A 2,357-nucleotide genomic window follows, 5' to 3' on the forward strand; every position below is an offset into this window, starting at 1 on the left:
TACGGCCCATAGTGGACTTTCACCACCTAGCTAATACCCATGCCGGGCGCACTAGATGTAAAAAGCGATAGCCAATTGACTATCGCTTTTCTTAATCATAAGCCCTTATTGGGTTTATTCATAAGTTTGTACTGCAGTTGTCCGAATAACGAATACTGAAGTTCCCGCATGACGTGTCATGTACGAAGCTTGAGATCCAACCGCTTTCCGGTTCCCCCACTTACCAATTGAACCAATAATCAACAGGTCCGGTTGGAAAGCAGGAATAACATGGTTGCAAATCCGTTCAGCTGGACGTTCACCATGGTCAACAATTCCCGTAATCTTCTTCGGGTCAACACCGTAATTAATAGCAGCTTGAACGTATTCGTTAACCCGCTTTTTTAATTCAGATTCACTACTATGAACATAGTCCTTATCGAGAATTTGGTAAACATTAATGTGACCAGTTTCCAAAATAGAAACAATTCCTAATTCGGAACCGTCCCGCTTAGCCTTATCGACAGCATATGAAAAAGCTGCCCGGGCATCTGGTGCATCATCGACACCAACGAGGATCTTCTTGAACTTCTTTGGCTTAATTTCAAACATTAGTATTCCCCTCTCTAGGTTCTCTTAACAGCAAACAGTATGCCAATTTGCTATTAACTTCCAATAACTATGTTACTACTAATCTTTAATTTGTAAATAATTATTTTGGCTATCCTAAAACAAAAGTCAAAAAAGAAGGATTTAATCTTTCTAAATTCACTACTTTCCTAAATAGCATTTTTTATCAACTAGTTATCCACTTAATTTAAAGTGTTATTATTAATGGTAAGTGAATTGTTATTATTTATGAAAGGAATTGTGACCAAGATGAAAAAAGAGTTATCCAGCTGTACAGCCATGCTCGTTGGTAAGAACGCCACAATCGATGGCTCAACAATTATTGCCCGTGATGAAGATGGTGAAGACGGGGTTAACCCCAAGACGTTTCGGGCCTTTCCCGCTAAGGATTACACCGGCGAAGAATATACATCCGCTTATAACGGCCTAAAGGTAATGATGAGTGGCAAGGGCTGCCGCTTCACCGCGACCCCAAATGGAGACCCCGCAATTGGCCGGTGGGATGAACAAGGAATCAATGAATTCAATGTTGCAATGAGTTCAACAGAAACGGAGAACACGAACCCCCGTGTTCTTGGCCACGACCCACTTGTTAAGAATGGGGTAAATGAGGACTCAATGCTCTACCTCGTCCTGCCATTTATCAAGTCCGCCCGTGAAGGGGTTAAGCGCTTAGGCAGTTTAATTGAAAAGTATGGAACGGGGGAGACTAACGGAATTGCTTTCTCTGACAAGGACGAAGTTTGGTACTTTGAAACAGCTGGTGGGCACCAATGGGTTGCCCAACGGATTCCAGACGACTGCTATGCAATTGCCCCGAACAACATGTGTATCCAGGAAATCAGCTTCGATGATCCCAATAACTTCATGTACGCCAAGGGAATTGAAAAGTTCGTTGAGGACCACCACTTGAACCCATATCCCGGCAAGTTCAACTTCCGGAAGATTTTTGCTACGGAAAACGAAGCGGATGCTTACTACAATACCCCACGGACCTGGTATGGGCAGAAGCTGTTCAACCCTTCTATTGATCAGGAGCCAACTAGTCAAGACATGCCGTTCATTCGGAAGCCGGAGAAGAAGATTGCAATCGAAGACGTTGAATACTTCCTTTCTTCCCACTATAACCAAACCCCATTTGACCCAATGGGCACCTACTCCAGTGGTACGCCTGACGAGCAAAAGCGGTTCCGTTCCATCGCTTTAGACCGGAACCAGAGTTCGTGCATCATGCAAATTCGGAATGATGTCCCGGCCGAGTACGCAGCAATTCAGTGGATCAACTTTGGCTTCTACTGCTACAGCCCGTATGTCCCATTCTTTACCAATATCAATGACACCCCTGCCAACTACGCTTACGCAACCCAGGATGTCCAACCGGAAAAGAGTGCCTACTGGATGTACAAGATGTTTGAGGTAATCGTTGAACCACGCTACCACGAATTCATCAACGAAGTAAACGCCTTTCGCGACGACGCCCAAAGCTACGGTGTTGGCCGGGTAGACAAAATCACCGCGGGTGCCAAGGGCAAACGTGGCGATGACCTGATTAACTACCTGACGCAGGCCAACATGGAAAGTGCCAAGCACGTTACTGAAGAAGGCCGCAAGCTAACCACCAGTTTAGTTCGGCAAACACTATTAAACTCCAAGTTCCAATTCGAACGTGGTGACAACCTATAAAATTAAAAGAAGGGGCTGTGACATAAGTCCCAAATAATTAATGGAGTTAGATGAAATCTTCGGAT

At 44.5% G+C, this 2,357-nt stretch carries 2 protein-coding genes; one reads left to right on the top strand and one right to left on the bottom strand.

From position 1 onward, the window contains the following. Positions 1-114 precede the first annotated feature (114 nt). A complete protein-coding gene (locus FD32_RS07240; RefSeq protein ID WP_047769156.1) occupies positions 115-591 on the bottom strand; it encodes a universal stress protein in 477 nt (158 codons plus the stop codon). Positions 592-858: 267 nt separating this feature from the next. Between FD32_RS07240 and FD32_RS07245 the strand changes: the two genes are divergently transcribed. Then, positions 859-2,292: a C69 family dipeptidase gene (locus FD32_RS07245; protein ID WP_047769154.1), complete on the top strand. Its 1,434-nt coding sequence runs from the start codon at positions 859-861 to the stop codon at positions 2,290-2,292. Positions 2,293-2,357: the final 65 nt, after the last annotated feature.

The organism is Limosilactobacillus panis DSM 6035 (assembly GCF_001435935.1).
Taxonomy (GTDB): domain Bacteria; phylum Bacillota; class Bacilli; order Lactobacillales; family Lactobacillaceae; genus Limosilactobacillus; species Limosilactobacillus panis.